This window comes from Cytobacillus sp. FSL W7-1323, assembly GCF_038595015.1.
Classification (GTDB): Bacteria; Bacillota; Bacilli; order Bacillales; family Cytobacillaceae; genus Cytobacillus; species Cytobacillus kochii.
Genome location: NZ_CP151998.1, coordinates 2,040,834 through 2,057,511 on the forward strand (window position 1 = coordinate 2,040,834; position 16,678 = coordinate 2,057,511).

The window sequence follows — 16,678 nt, forward strand, 5'->3', positions numbered from 1 at the left end:
AATGAAAACATCAATCAATATCCAAGATCAATTTCTAAATCAATTGCGAAAAGATAATGCCAATGTGACAGTTTTCTTGTTAAACGGTTTCCAAATTAGGGGGCAAGTAAAGGGATTTGATAATTTTACTGTCCTATTTGAATCAGAAGGAAAACAACAACTTGTTTATAAGCACGCGATTTCAACATTTGCTCCTCAACGAAATGTATCGCTAGATATGGAACAAAAATAATAAAGTTGCCTTGTCGAGTCCGCAAATGATGCGGGCTTTTTCTTATGCTTTGACAATCTTGTTGGAAGAAATTCTGTTGTTCTATAATTTATATTTAATTATTAACAATTTTGTTTTCACTAAAAAAACTTTAATGATTTTCCTCCAAATTGAATATATATGAACAAGAAGACTCTAACTTCTAATAATAGAATAGGCTAAATAACGACTTGAGATAACGACTAGGCTTTTGTCACAATTAAGGCAATCTTAGCGTATACTGGTGCAAGAGAATGTGAGGTGAAAGCTATTGGATCAGCCGATTCGTTTGAAAAATAATGGACAAATCAGTATTGTACTAAATTCTCAAAAAAGAAAAGCCTTAACAAAGGAAATACCCGAACCGAATGTTGTACAAAAAACCTTACAATCAGAGCATCTTGCTCTTAGAGAAATTGAAGAAGAATTAGCTGCTTTAGTAGGCATGGAAGAAATGAAGAGAATGATTAAAGAAATTTATGCCTGGATCTATGTGAACAAGAAGCGAGAAGAAGCAGGACTGAAAGCGGGAAAGCAGTCCCTTCATATGATGTTCAAGGGAAACCCTGGTACAGGGAAAACAACGGTAGCGAGGTTAATAAGTAAGCTATTTCAAAAAATGGATGTTTTGACAAAGGGACATTTGATCGAAGCTGAAAGGGCTGACTTAGTAGGAGAATATATTGGCCATACAGCTCAAAAAACGAGAGATTTAATTAAGAAAGCAATCGGAGGCATACTTTTTATCGATGAAGCATATTCCCTCGGTAGAGGAGGGGAAAAGGATTTTGGTAAAGAGGCAATCGATACATTAGTGAAACATATGGAAGATAAACAGCATGATTTTATACTGATTTTAGCCGGATATTCAAAAGAAATGGACTATTTTTTATCTTTAAATCCGGGTTTACATTCTAGGTTTCCGCTAGTTATAGATTTTCCAGATTATTCGATTGAACAATTAATGGAGATTGGGCAAAGAATGCTGAAACAAAAAGAGTACGTACTTAGTAGAGAAAGTGAAAGGAAATTAAAAGATCACTTACTTTGGGTGAAAACAGTCTTAAATCCACAAACATTTTCTAATGGAAGATATATAAGAAATATTATCGAAAAGGCAATACGCGCACAATCCATGAGGCTTTTAATGCAAAGTCATTATGACCGCCATGAATTAATGACTATTAGAAGCAACGACTTAGTTTTTGAAGAAGATGATTGACCTTGTTTTAGCTCCGATTAATTTAGGAGCTTGTTTTTGTTATTAATAGAGATGGAAATTGAATTAAGCAGAGCCAGTCTCCTACCTTTTATCGTGGGCTGAAACGTGGCTCTGTTTTTTTACTATTTTATATTTAATTTAACTTGAATTGTTTTGTAGGAAGTTTCCATTTATAAGTGTAAGATAATACTCTAAGGGCTGTAATTGTTATGAATAATATTATGAGTTCTACTGCTGATGTGAAAATATTTAATCCAATTAATAGCCCAGTAATAATCGCCCAAACAGCATAGATTTCTGATCGTAATACTAAAGGTTTTCTTTGTGCTAATAAATCACGAATCATTCCACCACCACTACCGGTTAATACTGCGGCAACGATAATTGCGCTTAATGGATGATTCATATCAGCAGCATAAAGTGCACCTTGTATAGCAAATGCTGATAATCCGATGGCATCAGTGAAGTTTCCCCACTTATGCCAATGCTTCAATAAGTGATGGGGAAAAATAATAATCAATGTAATAGACAAGAGGGCGATTTGAAAAAAAGTTCCCTGTTCCCACAATGTTGATACGGGTACCCCAATTAATAAATTACGGATGGCTCCCCCACCAAAGGCAGTGACAATACCTAAAATATAAATGCCTAATATATCATAATCTTCTTCCATTGCTACGATAGCACCGCTAATGGCAAAAGCAATTGTACCAATCATACTTAAAAAATCCCAAGTTAACATCACATATCACCACACGTTCTTAAAATCCTGCTAAAACACAAACATATAGATTTTAACATGAAAAAGCATGAAATCAATGATTTTCAATAAATAAATTTTTGTGGTAAACAATAATTATTGATTACTTAGCAGGGACATTTTGGATAACCGGAAATTTTCTCCCTTTAACGTAAAGAATAATTAGTGAATTACAAAAGAATTTGATATGATAATGATATGTTAAAAAGAAAGTAGGGCTTTAATGGAACAACAGTCTTTTAAAGAAAAAGCGATACTTGTCGGCTGTCAAACGACTGAAGACGATTTGCAATATAGTTATTCAATGGATGAGCTTGTGTCTCTAACAAAAACAGCTAAAGGTGAAGTGATTACAAGTGTTGTACAAAAAAGAGAGAGAATTCATCCATCTACATATATAGGAAAAGGGAAAGTTGAAGAAATATCACGCCTACAAGAAGAGACCGAAGCAGATGTGATTATTTTTAATGATGAACTATCTCCTAGTCAAGTTCGTAACTTATCCGAATTCATTTCGGCAAGAATTATTGATCGAACCCAGTTGATTCTTGATATTTTTGCTGGCAGAGCTCGTTCAAAAGAAGGGAAACTGCAAGTTGAACTAGCTCAATTAAAATATTTACTACCGAGATTATTGGGACAAGGAACAGCACTTTCACGCTTAGGCGGGGGAATTGGAACAAGAGGTCCAGGTGAGACAAAGCTTGAATCAGATCGCCGTCATATACGAAGGAAAATTGATGATATTGATAAGCAATTGAGGGCAGTTGTTCATCATAGAAAGCGTTATCGTGAAAGAAGAAAGAAGAACCAAGCACTGCAAATAGCCTTAGTAGGTTATACGAATGCGGGTAAATCGACCTTGTTTAATCGCCTAACCGAAGCTGATTCCTATGAAGAAAATCAATTATTTGCCACACTTGATCCAATGACAAGAAAAATGTCTTTACCAAGTGGATATACAGCTCTTTTAACCGATACAGTTGGATTTATACAAGACTTACCGACTACGTTAATTGCAGCTTTTAGATCTACTTTAGAAGAAGTAAACGAAGCGGATCTCATTTTACATGTAGTCGATATGTCTAATCCGGACTACACCCAACATGAACAAACCGTACAACAATTAATTGATGATTTAGAGCAGGAAGAGATTCCACAATTGATTGTTTATAATAAAAAAGATGAAGCACATGAAAGGTTCATTCCAACAAAAGGTAGGCACACGTTACAAATGAGTGCATTAAATGATCGTGATCGCTATTTGCTAAAAGAAGCAATTGAACATGCGGTCACCCAATTAATGGATTCGTATACTGCTGCAATCCCTGCTTCAGAAGGAAAGTTATTATCGCTCCTAAATACGGTGACTATTGTGCGGAGTAGTGAGTTTATAGAAGAAAAACAAATGTATTTGGCTAAAGGTTTTTACTTCAAAGATCATCCAATCACACAAATGCTAAATCATTATAGAGTATAGAAAGTAAAGGTGTAAATCATGTTCCAAAGCTTAATAAATGGAGAATCTCTTTCTGAGATTGTTCAAGAAGTAGAAAAAAAAATTTCTTGTGTGACACATAAAATAGAGGAAAGAATAGATGAGAATCAATTTCGGGTTCTGCGGAGTTTTCAAAAACACCGTGTAAGTGATAGCCATTTTATACCGTCGACGGGATATGGTTATGACGATGCGGGTAGAGATACTTTAGAATTAATCTATGCAGATGTCTTTGGTGGCGAAGCAGCATTGGTTAGACCACAAATCATTTCTGGTACGCATGCTATATCCACTGCGCTATTTGGTATTTTACGACCGGGGGATGACCTTTTATATATTACTGGTAAACCATACGATACGTTAGAAGAAATCGTCGGTATAAGAGGTAAAGGGGTAGGGTCTCTAAAAGAATTTCGTATTGGGTATGATGCGGTTGAATTGCAAGAGGATGGTACTGTTGATTTTGAGGTACTCAAAGAAAGAATGACATCCTCAACAAAGATGGTTGGTATACAACGTTCAAAAGGTTATGCGGAAAGACCATCATTTACAATAAATGAAATTAAAGAAATGATTCATTTTGTTAAGTCCATCAACCCTGAAGTCGTTATCTTCGTCGATAATTGTTATGGTGAATTTGTTGAAGAAATGGAACCTTGTCATGTTGGTGCCGATTTAATGGCCGGTTCCCTTATTAAGAACCCAGGCGGTGGATTGGCGAAAACGGGTGGTTACATTGTTGGAAAAAAAGCCCTTGTTGAAGCGTGCTCTTATCGATTAACTTCCCCTGGCATTGGAGCGGAAGCTGGAGCCTCACTATATAGTTTACAGGAGATGTATCAGGGTTTTTTCTTAGCCCCCCATGTAGTAGGACAAGCTTTGAAGGGAGCGGTTTTTACAGCTGCAATTCTCGAATACTTTGGGATGAAAACTAATCCAAGATGGGATGCAGAGAGAACAGACCTTATACAATCAGTACAATTTGGTGATGCTAAAATGATGGTTGCCTTTTGTCAAGCGATTCAATATGCTTCCCCAATCAACTCTCACGTTACTGCCTATCCAGCATATATGCCAGGATATGAGGATGATGTCATTATGGCTGCGGGTACTTTTATACAAGGAGCAAGTATTGAGTTAACAGCAGACGGACCTATTCGGCCCCCGTTTGAAGCATATGTTCAAGGCGGATTAACCTATTCTCATGTGAAAATCGCCATTTGTACAGCGTTAGACCAATTATTAGAGAAAAAACTCATTCAAAAGTATTAATAAATATAGGGAAAGGAGGCGGATATACGCTGCCTTCTTTCAGTATTAGGAAAAAAGTTTGAAAATTTCATGATTTCCATGTGATAAAACATAACATTTTGTTGACAGATTATCTAACACGACATATAATAGGATATAAGATACAAAGAAATTAAAAGTAAAAGAATGAAGGAGGAGAGATGGTTGACTGGAAGTGAAATACGTCGTTCCATGCCGCTCTTTCCAATTGGCATTGTGATGCAGCTGACTGAGCTAACAGCAAGACAGATTCGCTATTATGAAGAACACCAATTGATTACTCCAGCTAGAACGGATACGAATAGAAGGCTATATTCATTGAATGATATTGATAAGTTGCTAGAGATCAAAGATTTAATTGATCAAGGTGTCAATATGGCTGGAATAAAGCAACTATTCACAGTGAAACAACAACAAGAGATGGATGAACAAGCATTTAAGAAGCAAGAAGAAAAAGTGAGACACGATTTGTCAGATGACGAATTGAGAAAGCTTTTGCGTAAAGAATTTATGCAAGCAGGTAGGTTTACTCGATCGTCTTTAAGACAAGGTGATTTATCACGCTTTTTCCATTAAAATAAAAAATCTTTTCTTGACTTTAAAGGAGGAAACACAAGGTGGCAAAATTCACTAAAGAAGATATCACACGAATTGCTGAAGAAGAAAATGTAAAATTTATCAGATTACAATTTACTGACATTTTAGGAACAATTAAAAACGTAGAAATCCCAATTAGTCAGCTTGAAAAAGCTTTGGACAATAAAATGATGTTCGATGGTTCCTCAATTGAAGGTTTCGTTCGCATTGAAGAATCAGATATGTATTTATTCCCAGACTTAGACACATGGGTAGTCTTCCCTTGGACAGCTGAAAAAGGAAAAGTTGCACGTTTAATCTGCGATATTTATAATCCAGATGGTACGCCATTCGCGGGAGACCCTCGTAATAACTTAAGAAGAATCCTTAAAGAAATGGAAGACCTCGGCTTTACAGATTTTAACCTTGGACCAGAACCAGAATTCTTCTTATTTAAGTTAGATCAACAAGGTGAACCAACTTTAGAGCTTAATGATAATGGTGGTTATTTTGATTTAGCTCCAACTGATTTAGGTGAAAATTGCCGTCGTGATATCGTTCTTGAGCTAGAAGAAATGGGCTTTGAAATTGAAGCTTCTCACCATGAAGTGGCTCCAGGGCAACATGAAATCGATTTTAAATATGCTGATGCACTTACAGCATGTGATAACATCCAAACATTTAAATTAGTGGTTAAAACAATTGCACGTAAACACGGTTTACACGCAACATTTATGCCAAAACCATTATTCGGTGTGAACGGATCAGGTATGCACTGTAACGTTTCATTATTTAAAGATGGTGTAAATGCATTCTATGATACAAAAGGTGATTTAGAACTTAGTGATACAGCACGTAATTTTATTGCAGGTATCATTAACCATGCACCAAGTTTCACAGCAGTAACAAATCCAACAGTAAACTCTTTTAAACGTTTAGTGCCTGGATATGAAGCTCCTTGTTATGTTGCTTGGTCTGCAAGAAACCGTTCACCACTTATTCGTATCCCAGCATCACGTGGTGTCAGTACACGTGTAGAAGTACGTAGTGTTGACCCAGCTGCCAATCCATACCTTGCAATGGCTGTTCTTCTTAAGGCTGGATTAGATGGTGTGAAAAACAACCTAACACCACCAGCTCCGGTAGACCGTAATATCTATGTTATGAGCAAAGAGGAACGTGAAGCTGAAGGTATTAAAGATCTTCCAGCTACACTTTATAGCGCGCTAGAACTTCTTAAACAAGATGAAGTAATGGTTGCTGCACTTGGTGAACATATTCTTGAGCACTTTATTGAAGCAAAAGAAATTGAGTGGGATATGTTCAGAACGCAAGTTCACCCATGGGAACGCGAGCAATATTTACAAATGTATTAATAGATAATACCAAAGTGGTTTTTCAGACTGTAGGTAAACTCGGTGTAATCGAGGTACCTACAGTCTTTTTTATTTAAAAATAGAAGAAAGTAAAGCGGTGAGGATCATCCTTGAGGCGTTTATTATGAACCTCTTTACATTTAATTTATAGAAGTAGCCTTAACATCTGATTTTTCATAAAAACTTAAGAAGATGTAATATAAAATGGTCTTTTAACAAGGTAATATAGCCCGTACAACTCTTCATCTTCCACATATAGTATTAACATAACCATAGAAAGGAGGATGAGAATATGGGATATAATAATCAAAACTATTCAGACTCATACGGATATGATCATAATGATTGTGGATGTGATGAGTTCTTTAGGAACATTTCCCGTGGTGAGGATGTGAAAGTATTCCTTAAAGGTGGCGGCCATGTGTTCGGAGAGTTTATCGATGTTCGTGGAAATTTAGTTTTTCTAGCAAAAGCTAACTGTAATCGTCACGATGATCGTCACAAAGATTGTTGCAACAAGAAAGATCGTGTAAGGATTACTACGATCTGTTGTGATGATATCATTGCAGTTGAAACTCGATAGTAAGAGTCCTTTTTATGAGTCTAAAAGAAGTTCTTGCAAGGGGTATAACTGCTTCGTATCATCATTCAACTAATTAATAGAAACTAAAAAGGGTCTCAGATAAAAGCAGCCATAATGGCTGCTTTTATATATTTGCTAGGATAGGTTTGAAAAACAAAAAAGGTCCACAGAGAAAAATAAAATGGTCTTTCAACAGGGGGATATAGCCCGTACAACTCTAAGACCATCCACATATAGTATTAACATAATCATAGAAAGGAGGAAGAAAAATGGGATGTAATAATAATTTCTATGGAAGAGGCTCAAGATATTCAGACTCATATGGATATGACAACAACAATCACGGTTGTGGTAATTACAGTAAAAACGACAATAAGGATTGTGGCTGTGATGAGTTCTTTAAGAATATCTCCCGTGGTGAGGATGTGAGAGTATTTCTTAAAGGCGGCGACCATGTGACAGGAGAATTCGTTGATGTTCGCGGTAATTTAGTTTTCTTAGCAAAAGCTAACTGTGATCGTCACGATGATCGTCACGATGATTGTTGCGACAAGAAAAATCGTGTAAGAATCACTACGATCTGTTGCGATAATATCGTTGCAGTTGAAACACGATAGTTAGGAGTTTCTTTATTGTGTCTTAGCGGATGCAAGGGCTATAACTGTTTAGTATTAACATTCAACTTGGTATCTATTTAATAGATACCAAAAATCGAGTTCAAAGCAGCCATAAAGGCTGCTTCTTTATTTTAGTTAGATAGGTTTGACAAACAAAAAGAAGGTCCACAGAGAAAATAAAATGGTCTTTTAATAGGATGATATAGCCCGTACACCTCCTTTATTATCCACATATAGTATTAACATAATCATAGAAAGGAGGAAGAAAAATGGGATGTAATAATAATTTCTATGGAAGAGGCTCAAGATATTCAGACTCATATGACAATAACAATCACGGTTGTGGTAATTACAGTAAAAACGACAATAAGGATTGTGGCTGTGATGAGTTCTTTAAGAATATCTCCCGTGGTGAGGATGTAAGAGTATTTCTTAAAGGTGGCGACCATGTGACAGGAGAATTCGTTGATGTTCGCGGTAATTTAGTTTTCTTAGCAAAAGCTAACTGTGATCGTCACGATGATCGTCACGATGATTGTTGCGACAAGAAAAATCGTGTAAGAATCACTACGATCTGTTGCGATAATATCGTTGCAGTTGAAACACGATAGTTAGGAGTTTCTTTATTGTGTCTAAACAGATATGTATGCAAGGAGTATAACTGTTGAGTATTAACATTCAACTTGGTATCTCTTTATTAGATACTAAAAAGAGTCCAACCAAAGCAGCCATAACGGCTGCTTCTTTATTTTAGTTAGGATAGGATAGCAAATTAAAAGATAGAAACAAAGAGAAAATAAATGGTCTTTTAACAGGGGGATATAGCCCGTACACCTCCAATACCCTCGACATATAGTATTAACATAATGATAGAAAGGAGGAAGAGATATGGGATATAATAATTGTTTTTTTGGAAGAAGACCAAGATATTCAGACTCATATGGATATGACAACAACAATCACGGTTGTGGTAATTACAGCAAAGACGACAATAAGGATTGTGGCTGCGATGAGTTCTTTAAGAACGTTTCCCGTGGTGAGGATGTGAGAGTGTTTCTTAAAGGTGGCGGCCATGTGTTCGGGGAGTTTATCGATATTCGCGGTAATTTAGTCTTCCTAGCTAAAGCAGACTGTGATCGTCACGATGATCGTCACGATCATTGTTGTTGTGACAAGAAAGCTCGTGTAAGAATTACTACGATCTGTTGTGATGATATTGTTGCAGTTGAAGTATAAGGAACTTAGGAACCCCGTAAGTTGAGAGTGCTTTTACTGTGTTTTAATGGAAGCTTATATATGGGAAAATAACTATTGCTAAAACTAAAAGGCATCTTCAAATACCGTTTTAACGGCTGCTTCAGACTGTAGATAAACTCCTTAAATGAGTTTGTCTACAGATTTATTTATTAATAATAGGAAGAAAAATTATAAGTAATGATGCGGATAGTCGAAATCAATGAGAAATAGTTACTTTAAGCGATTTAGTACTTGTGGGTTATTGGGTATGTAAAATCAAGGGGGGCAATTGATTCATTTATGAACTGAATTTAAGGTGTATGTATGATGAAGTAGGTCGTTCAAGTTACCAATCAATTGAATAATTGGCATTTAATCATCCTAGCTATTTGTTTTCATGAAAAATGCTTTAATATTTATTTACCCATAAAACATCATGTCAAGTAGTAGGTATCAAATTTAAAAACATTAGCTCGTATTGAATGGATGAACAGTACTTCAGGAGAGTGGTTCTATGGGCTGTGTAAGACATACATATTACAATTTAAGAAGCAACACAAAACGTTAAACGAAAATGTGTTATGTCCCTTCCATAAAGGTGAAATAGAACTGTTTAAGCGGGTATTTCTAGCGCTAGAATAGTAGGTAAAAAGCGAAGTTGTCTAAATAAAATTTGTTCTTGTTATATACAACAAAAAACCGTTCATAAGAACGGAATAAAATTTTATTCTTGATCTTTTACTTTTAGGGTATCTAATAATTTTAAGATACCCTCACCTCCCATACCAGATACGAGAGAGATGATGAAAACAGCAGTGGGGGAATCCGGTGTTGTTGTCACAATGACAAATACGGCCGCCAGTCCTCCTAGTAAGATGTCTTCTAAGAACCCTAAATAAATGAATTTTTTCGTCATCCGTGGCTTGACTAGTTTGCCTAATCTCTGCAAATGTCCTGCAACACCGACAATTCCACCAATCAACGCAGCGAAGAGAATGTTCATTAACATTTTTCCTTCACACTCCTAAAGCCGAGATTTTTTTGCGACCTTAGGTTGATTCTTGGTGTAAATTTCATTATAATATATTTTTGTCTCGATGTAATGATTCTATTTTACTGAATTTTTCAAATTTTATAATTGTATGAGTAACATATAAAGATAATTGCAAACTATTAAAAAGGAGTGTCAATAATGACACTCTTTTTTAATGTATTTGACGATAAACACCAATAACTTTGCCTAAAATAGATACATTGTGCAAGATAATCGGCTCCATAGTAGGGTTTTCTGGTTGCAAGCGGATAAAGTTCTTCTCTTTAAAGAATCGCTTAACGGTGGCCTCATCATCTTCTGTCATAGCAACCACGATTTCTCCATTATTTGCTGTTTGTTGCTGCTTGACTATGACATAATCACCATCTAATATGCCAGCTTCAATCATACTTTCTCCCATAATTTCAAGCATGAAGATATTTTCATCACTCGGAGCCATTCTTTCAGGTAAAGGGAAATATTCCTCAACATTCTCAATCGCAGTAATGGGGTGACCAGCAGTAACCTTACCGATAATAGGTACGTTCACCGTTTGCACTTTAGGTATTGGGTTGCTCTCTTCTAGATTTAATACCTCAATGGCACGGGGTTTTGTCGGATCTCGACGAATAAGACCTTTACTCTCTAGTCTGGCTAGATGGCCATGTACGGTTGAACTTGAAGCAAGTCCAACAGCTTCACCTATTTCCCTAACGGAAGGTGGATAACCTTTTTGTTTTACTTCATCTTTTATAAAATTCAATATATCTTGCTGCCTCTTAGATAATTTCACGCTATCACGCACCTTCGTCAATTTCATTAAGATTATTATACCATCAGTAGTAAATAGATACAAACATAAGTTCGAATTTTCTTATTGACAGAAACAAATGTTCGCATTATACTAAAATTATTAAATCGAACATATATTCTATTCAGGGGTGGCAATTAATGATAAAACAATTGTGGAATTCTTATAGTTATGCTATTATTCTTATCGCTTTTAGTTTCGGTATGGTTTTCTTATTATTTTTGAACACTGGTAATGCAAATCAGGAGGAATATGTAAAAGTTGAAGTAAAACAAGGAGATTCTTTATGGAAAATAGCGGAGGAGTTTAAAGATGCCCATAATATGTCTTCTAAAGACTTTGTTGCTTGGGTAGAAGAATTTAATCATATACATTTAGGTAAAATACATCCTGGTGATACGGTATATCTTCCCATTACAAATGGTGAAATAATATCTGAAACAAATTTAGCTAGTGTGATATTAGAAGACTAAAGGAATGAAAGAGAATGAATGTAATTATATATTGCAGGGTGAGTACGACGAAGGATACCCAGGAAACGTCTCTTGCTAGACAAGAAGAAGAACTTTTACATTTAGCGAGAATGAAGGATATGAATGTAGTTGAAGTCATACGTGAGAAAGCAAGTGGCTATGATTTAGAAAGAATTGGTGTGTTGCAATTATTGGAGTTACTTAAACAAAATCAAGCAGAGGCTGTTCTTATTCAAGATGAAACCAGGATTGGAAGAGGAAATGCTAAAATTGCCATCTTACATTGTATACTTAAAGAAAATGGGAAGATTTATACAATTGCCCATAATGGAGAATTGCAACTTTCAGATTCTGATTCTATGGTATTACAAATTGTTAGCATGGTTGAAGAGTATCAAAGAAAACTACATAATGTAAAAATAAAAAGAGGGATGCAAAAAGCTGTTCAAAAAGGCTTTCGACCTGAAAAAAATTTAAAAAACCAAGGAAATATAAACGGAAGAGAACGAATAGAGGTACCAATAGAAGAAATAGTAAAATTGAGACAAAATAACCTTACTTTTGCAGAAATTGCTGCAACGTTAAGAGGCTTTGGTTATAAAATATCTAAAGCGACAGTAAACCGTAGGTATAATGAATATATAGATGATATAGAGCAGATGGATAATGAATCATCATGATATAGGCATAATATGTTAAGTCGATTGATTAGTTGTAATTTAACTTAAAAACTAAGAAATATTAGTACTGATACCAAGCAAGATAAAGGCATACTAAAAGATCCTACAATCGTTCGTGGGTTCAGACAAGTGAACTGTGAATGGTTATTTGTTTCCGAGGATTCATCCGTGTTTTTTCATTTAACGTTAGTTGTTAGTGAAAGTATTATTCCCTTATTCCCCTTATTTACATACATACATACATACGCTCCCTATATTAATAGTCTCACATTTTTAAGTTGAGAACACTGCTACATTGCCATACCTAATAATAAAGCAATACGATACCAACTTATTGGCGTCTGAAATGAAAATCAAAAGATGATTGTAAAACTGCTTTCTTGTAAAATGCAGTCATATTTAGTAATATGGCTATTAAGTATCTTCTCCATATGGAATGAAGAACTTTTTGGATGGGAAGGAGTGTAGCACAATGATTTCAAAAGAAAAATTAGCGAGAATTAATTCGCTTGCTAAGAAAGCGAAAACAGAAGGTTTATCAGAACCAGAAGCAAAGGAACAATCTAAATTAAGAAAAGAATATTTAGAGAAGTTTAGAGCTTCTATGTTAAATACATTAAAAGGTGTTACTGTTATTGACCCTGAAGGTAATGATGTTACACCAGAGAAGTTAAAACGTGAACAAAATAAACCACTTCACTAAGATTGTGTTTATAAATTTTTAAAAGGAAACTGTCACGAACAGTTTCCTTTGTTGTTGTTTTATATGACAATTATATAATTTTTTACCTTTCTGGTTGTAACTGAAGGTGAAAGTCTATTATATTTAATTTGTAGGATATATATTGAAAGGATGTCGTTCATGTTCAACAAAACAGATGCTTTATCAATTAGTGCCATAAGAACATTGTCTATCGATGCAGTCGAGAAGGCAAACTCTGGTCATCCAGGAATGCCAATGGGAGCTGCGCCAATGGCGTATACTTTATGGACAAAGTTTATGAATCATAATCCCAAAAATCCTGATTGGTTTAATCGTGATCGCTTTGTGTTATCTGCGGGTCATGGGTCTATGCTTTTGTATAGTCTCCTTCATTTATCGGGATATGGTCTTTCTTTAGATGATATTAAAGAATTTCGCCAGTGGGGTAGTAAAACACCAGGACATCCTGAATATGGCCATACACCAGGTGTAGATGCGACAACAGGTCCATTAGGACAAGGGATTGCCATGGCAGTAGGGATGGCAATGGCAGAAAGTCACTTATCAGCTGAATATAATAAAGATGGCTACAATGTAGTAGACCACTATACATATAGTATATGCGGAGATGGAGACTTAATGGAGGGAGTGTCTGCAGAAGCAGCTTCTCTTGCTGGTCACCTTCAATTAGGAAAGTTGATTGTAATGTATGATTCTAATGACATCTCATTAGACGGAGATTTAGATCAATCATTTTCTGAAAGTGTAGCCGATCGTTTTAAAAGTTATGGCTGGCATTATCTTCGAGTAGAAGATGGAAATAATCTCGATGAAATTGCCCAGGCAATTGACAGCGCTCGTCAAAATACTACACAACCGACGTTAATAGAAGTTAAAACAGTAATTGGTTATGGATCCCCGAATAAGGCAGGCTCATCTGCTTCTCATGGTTCACCACTAGGCTCATCTGAATTAAAATTAACAAAAGATGCTTATGAGTGGACATTTGAAGAAGATTTTCATGTTCCTGAAGAAGTATATGCACACTTCAAACAAAATGTAGCTATTAACGGTGAAAAAGCAGATAGTGAATGGAAAGATCTTTTCGCTGCTTACAAAAAAAATCATCCGGAATTAGCAGAACAGCTAGAAGGTGCAATCAAAGGTGAATTACCAAATGGTTGGGATAAAGATATTCCCGTATATGAAGAAGGTAAAAGTTTAGCCACTAGAGCGTCTTCAGGGGAAGCTCTCAATAGTATTGCGAAGAACTTACCATCTTTCTTTGGTGGTTCAGCTGATTTAGCAGGTTCGAATAAGACGATGATTAAAGATGCAGAAGACTTCTCAGCAACTAATTATGCTGGAAAAAATATTTGGTTTGGCGTACGAGAATTTGCTATGGGTGCCGCTTTAAATGGTATGGCTTTACACGGTGGTCTAAATGTTTTTGGAGGGACATTCTTTGTATTCTCTGACTACTTAAGACCAGCTATTCGGCTTGCAGCATTAATGAAGCTACCTGTTACTTATGTTCTTACACATGACAGTATTGCTGTAGGTGAAGATGGACCTACTCATGAACCAGTTGAACAATTAGCAGCGCTTCGTGCCATGCCAAATTTAGCAGTTATTCGCCCAGCTGATGGAAATGAGACTTCAGCTGCTTGGAAGTTAGCGATTGAATCAAAAGATCAACCAACAGCACTTGTGTTAACTAGGCAAAATATTGCTACACTACCAAACTCAGCAGAGTTAGCCCCTGAAGGAGTTCAAAAAGGTGCTTATGTGATTGCAAAAGCAGAAAAAGAGCAACCAGATGCGCTTCTTTTAGCGACAGGGTCAGAGGTAGAATTAGCGGTGAAGGCTAAAGCTGCTTTAAAAGAAGAGGGCTTTGATGTGGCAGTAATCAGTATGCCGGATTGGAAACGATTTGATGCTCAATCAAATGAATATAAAGAATCTGTATTACCTAAAAATGTAACCAAACGTTTAGCCATTGAAATGGCAGCATCATTTGGCTGGCATAAATACGTCGGTCTAGAAGGCGACGTTTTAGGAATTGATCAATTCGGTGCTTCTGCACCAGGAGATATTCTAATAAAAGAGTATGGGTTTACTGTAGAGAACATCGTAAGTAAATTAAAAAGTTTATAAACATGAGCGAAGAGGGAATTTCCCTCTTCGTTTTTTTTCGACAAAAAAAGTAGAAATTTATAACAAAAAGAGACAGAAAATACAGAAATAAAATTTTATAATAAGAAAAAGACTTGTCTAAAAAAGGAGTAATTCTATGAGAACGTATCAGCTATATTTAATAGATGAACCTTTTGCGTCTCATTATTTTGGTAGAGAGCAAATGTTTTATCAGCTGTTCAAGGAATATGAACAAGCGACTGGGACGATCCAATTTATTTTGGGAAAACAAATTGCCTTTATCACCAAGAATATTCCAAAAGATAAAGTAAATAATGATTTATATAGAGAATTATATGCAGAGAAAAAAGTTTCTTATAAGAGTAATGCGTTTTATATTAAAGAAAAAAATAGTCAAGCTAAGTTGATGATCTATGATCGTTTTCTTAGTTTAGAGGCTCAAGGAAACTATGATGCAGAGACGGTGTTCTTTGAAGTCCTACGAAAAGAAGAAAGTTCTTATTTAGCTATCGACCTTTTTCATAATCGATTTGGCTGGTTAAAGCCAATAAAAGAAAGAAAGTTTGTCTAAATTAGAGAAAATCATCAGCAAATATTGTATAATAACCTTTGGTCTAGTACACTGTATGATAGACAACATGAAGGAGGAAGTAGTATGTGGACATATATTCTAGTTGGTATATTAGCATTACTTGCTGGTGTAGCACTAGGATTTTTCATCGCTCGTAAATATATGATGAGCTACCTAAAGAAAAATCCACCAATTAATGAACAAATGCTTAAAATGATGATGATGCAAATGGGAATGAAGCCGTCTCAGAAGAAAATTAACCAAATGATGAATGCGATGAATAAGCAACAACCTGGAAAATAACTTACGAACTATAGTTAGATAAAGTTACTAGGTTCAATTGCATATAGATAGAAACAGAGCAAACTTTATTTTTCGGTTCTTCATTGCAACTAAGAAATAGACCAAAGCTAAACTTTAGCTTTGGTCTATTTCTTTAGTCAGTATCATATTGTCGAATTCTCTGATATCACGTCACTTGTTTAATCCAAGTGTTAGCCTTTTATGCTTGTCTATTTAATGTGAGTCTGCTCTCGTAAAGACGATTATATTCATTTAATAAAGAATCTAACTCCTGACTATATTTTATGGCAGAAGCAGAGTTGAGGCCGTTTCTCATAGCGGTTTGTATCAGTTCTCGTCTTTTTTGTTCAATTAATAGTAGTAAGTCTTGTTTGTTCACGCACCTAAAACTCCTCTGCGATTTTGTTCTAACCATGAAGTAGTTTCTATTTTGTCCCAAATATACTTTTATTAATTATAGCGAATAATGGTAATTAATTCAAAAGAAACTTATGTAAAACTTTTTACATTCATTATACATATCACCAAATGATTCAACG

At 35.5% G+C, this 16,678-nt stretch carries 20 protein-coding genes; 16 read left to right on the plus strand and 4 right to left on the minus strand.

From position 1 onward, the window contains the following. Position 1: 1 nt before the first annotated feature. A complete protein-coding gene (hfq, locus tag MKX67_RS10560; RefSeq protein ID WP_095369447.1) occupies positions 2-232 on the plus strand; it encodes an RNA chaperone Hfq in 231 nt (76 codons plus the stop codon). Positions 233-521: 289 nt separating this feature from the next. After that, positions 522-1,472, plus strand: a complete 951-nt coding sequence (gene spoVK, locus MKX67_RS10565) for a stage V sporulation protein K (protein ID WP_095369446.1) — start codon at positions 522-524, stop codon at positions 1,470-1,472. Positions 1,473-1,605: 133 nt separating this feature from the next. Here the strand turns inward: spoVK and MKX67_RS10570 are convergent, their stop codons facing one another. After that, positions 1,606-2,214 (minus strand): trimeric intracellular cation channel family protein, encoded by a 609-nt coding sequence (locus tag MKX67_RS10570; protein ID WP_095369445.1) that lies wholly within the window; start codon positions 2,212-2,214, stop codon positions 1,606-1,608. A 241-nt stretch (positions 2,215-2,455) separates the two neighbouring features. Between MKX67_RS10570 and hflX the strand changes: the two genes are divergently transcribed. The 8 genes from hflX (at position 2,456) to MKX67_RS10610 (ending at position 9,408) form a co-directional block, all read left to right on the plus strand. Next, positions 2,456-3,712 carry a GTPase HflX gene (hflX, locus tag MKX67_RS10575; protein WP_307314327.1) on the plus strand — a complete coding sequence of 419 codons (1,257 nt, stop codon included), beginning with the start codon at positions 2,456-2,458 and terminating at the stop codon, positions 3,710-3,712. A gap of 18 nt (positions 3,713-3,730) precedes the next feature. After that, entirely contained in the window at positions 3,731-5,002 is a 1,272-nt protein-coding gene (locus MKX67_RS10580) for a methionine gamma-lyase family protein (protein ID WP_095369444.1), read from the plus strand. 183 nt (positions 5,003-5,185) lie between these two features. Further along, positions 5,186-5,596 (plus strand): MerR family transcriptional regulator, encoded by a 411-nt coding sequence (locus tag MKX67_RS10585; protein ID WP_095369443.1) that lies wholly within the window; start codon positions 5,186-5,188, stop codon positions 5,594-5,596. Between the two features lie 41 nt (positions 5,597-5,637). Next, complete coding sequence (gene glnA / locus MKX67_RS10590; RefSeq protein ID WP_095369442.1) at positions 5,638-6,972, plus strand: type I glutamate--ammonia ligase; 1,335 nt, start codon at positions 5,638-5,640, stop codon at positions 6,970-6,972. A 292-nt stretch (positions 6,973-7,264) separates the two neighbouring features. Then, positions 7,265-7,555, plus strand: coding sequence for a hypothetical protein (locus tag MKX67_RS10595; RefSeq protein ID WP_341050787.1), 291 nt, complete (start codon positions 7,265-7,267; stop codon positions 7,553-7,555). A 269-nt stretch (positions 7,556-7,824) separates the two neighbouring features. After that, positions 7,825-8,172, plus strand: coding sequence for a hypothetical protein (locus tag MKX67_RS10600; RefSeq protein ID WP_322909251.1), 348 nt, complete (start codon positions 7,825-7,827; stop codon positions 8,170-8,172). Positions 8,173-8,621: 449 nt separating this feature from the next. Beyond that, positions 8,622-8,783 (plus strand): hypothetical protein, encoded by a 162-nt coding sequence (locus tag MKX67_RS10605; protein WP_157733735.1) that lies wholly within the window; start codon positions 8,622-8,624, stop codon positions 8,781-8,783. Between the two features lie 439 nt (positions 8,784-9,222). Continuing rightward, positions 9,223-9,408, plus strand: coding sequence for a hypothetical protein (locus MKX67_RS10610; protein ID WP_157733734.1), 186 nt, complete (start codon positions 9,223-9,225; stop codon positions 9,406-9,408). 724 nt (positions 9,409-10,132) lie between these two features. On the opposite strand, the gene MKX67_RS10615 is transcribed toward MKX67_RS10610, so the two are convergent. After that, positions 10,133-10,417 carry a DUF4257 domain-containing protein gene (locus MKX67_RS10615; protein WP_224936226.1) on the minus strand — a complete coding sequence of 95 codons (285 nt, stop codon included), beginning with the start codon at positions 10,415-10,417 and terminating at the stop codon, positions 10,133-10,135. Between the two features lie 196 nt (positions 10,418-10,613). Then, on the minus strand, positions 10,614-11,234 hold the full coding sequence (gene lexA, locus MKX67_RS10620; protein ID WP_322909252.1) for a transcriptional repressor LexA: 621 nt from the start codon (positions 11,232-11,234) through the stop codon (positions 10,614-10,616). A gap of 158 nt (positions 11,235-11,392) precedes the next feature. Between lexA and MKX67_RS10625 the strand changes: the two genes are divergently transcribed. From MKX67_RS10625 to MKX67_RS10650, 6 genes are all read left to right on the plus strand, one after another. Further along, the gene (locus tag MKX67_RS10625) at positions 11,393-11,725 is read left to right on the plus strand and encodes a LysM peptidoglycan-binding domain-containing protein (protein WP_095369435.1); all 333 of its coding nucleotides are present in this window, start codon (positions 11,393-11,395) and stop codon (positions 11,723-11,725) included. A gap of 14 nt (positions 11,726-11,739) precedes the next feature. Continuing rightward, positions 11,740-12,405, plus strand: coding sequence for a recombinase family protein (locus tag MKX67_RS10630; protein ID WP_095369434.1), 666 nt, complete (start codon positions 11,740-11,742; stop codon positions 12,403-12,405). A 472-nt stretch (positions 12,406-12,877) separates the two neighbouring features. Next, positions 12,878-13,108, plus strand: coding sequence for a DUF896 domain-containing protein (locus tag MKX67_RS10635; RefSeq protein ID WP_095369433.1), 231 nt, complete (start codon positions 12,878-12,880; stop codon positions 13,106-13,108). 159 nt (positions 13,109-13,267) lie between these two features. After that, a complete protein-coding gene (gene tkt, locus MKX67_RS10640; protein WP_095369432.1) occupies positions 13,268-15,265 on the plus strand; it encodes a transketolase in 1,998 nt (665 codons plus the stop codon). 136 nt (positions 15,266-15,401) lie between these two features. After that, the gene (gene sirA / locus MKX67_RS10645; protein WP_095369431.1) at positions 15,402-15,836 is read left to right on the plus strand and encodes a sporulation inhibitor of replication protein SirA; all 435 of its coding nucleotides are present in this window, start codon (positions 15,402-15,404) and stop codon (positions 15,834-15,836) included. 84 nt (positions 15,837-15,920) lie between these two features. Then, entirely contained in the window at positions 15,921-16,139 is a 219-nt protein-coding gene (locus MKX67_RS10650) for a YneF family protein (protein ID WP_095369430.1), read from the plus strand. A 199-nt stretch (positions 16,140-16,338) separates the two neighbouring features. Here MKX67_RS10650 and MKX67_RS10655 read toward each other — a convergent pair whose 3' ends face one another. Next, positions 16,339-16,518: an aspartyl-phosphate phosphatase Spo0E family protein gene (locus MKX67_RS10655; RefSeq protein ID WP_095369429.1), complete on the minus strand. Its 180-nt coding sequence runs from the start codon at positions 16,516-16,518 to the stop codon at positions 16,339-16,341. Between the last annotated feature and the right edge of the window lie 160 nt (positions 16,519-16,678).